2 protein-coding genes are annotated in these 583 nt (G+C 44.4%); both read left to right on the top strand.

Annotation, left to right across the window (positions count from 1 at the left end; all coding sequences use genetic code 11):
- Positions 1-96: 96 nt before the first annotated feature.
- Positions 97-411, top strand: coding sequence for a hypothetical protein (locus N1032_RS26675; RefSeq protein WP_259543680.1), 315 nt, complete (start codon positions 97-99; stop codon positions 409-411).
- Positions 401-583 (top strand): hypothetical protein (locus N1032_RS26680; protein WP_259543682.1); only part of this gene is annotated, 183 nt, incomplete at its 3' end. The genes N1032_RS26675 and N1032_RS26680, both read left to right, overlap by 11 nt.

The raw sequence follows: 583 nt of genomic DNA on the forward strand, positions 1-583 counted from the left end.
GATCCGACTTCTCTTGTGGTCATTAATCATAGGTGATCGCCGCTAACGATTGCCTATTCTAATGGCTACAATCATTTAACTTAGGAAAAAGCAAATATGTTGAACGTATACATTTCAGCTCAGAAAATTGCCAATGGCTTTCCTGAGCGGTCAATCGTAAAATTAATCAAATGGCGGGGGTTAGGAACTCGTGCGGAAGCTTTCGAAAGTGTTCAGGAGAGCTTCCAACTCTTCGCCAACCAAAACCCCGACAGTGTGTTCTTCAACTTCGCAACGGAGATTGAAGAGCTTATCCGTCGTGCTTCTCATGCCATGTCAGAAGGTGCGGCGTATATTGCTAGTGACATGCTGCTGGCTGTTACCTGCAAAGTTGGGGAAGAATGTGAGAGGATCTCTCGCCGTGGATATTAGTAACGATCTGACTAATCGCTATATGTGCTTGGAGATTGATTGCGCTATCGCTCTCAGCAAGCACAATTTAGCGAGAAAGAGTGTACGTCAACTGCGCGGTACGGTGAAAGGTATGAGTTTTCTCAATGATATGGTAGATACAGAGGTTGAAATAAACCGTATCTGGGAAAAA

The sequence above is a fragment of the Herbiconiux daphne genome (assembly GCF_024979295.1).
Lineage (GTDB): Bacteria > Actinomycetota > Actinomycetes > Actinomycetales > Microbacteriaceae > Herbiconiux > Herbiconiux daphnes.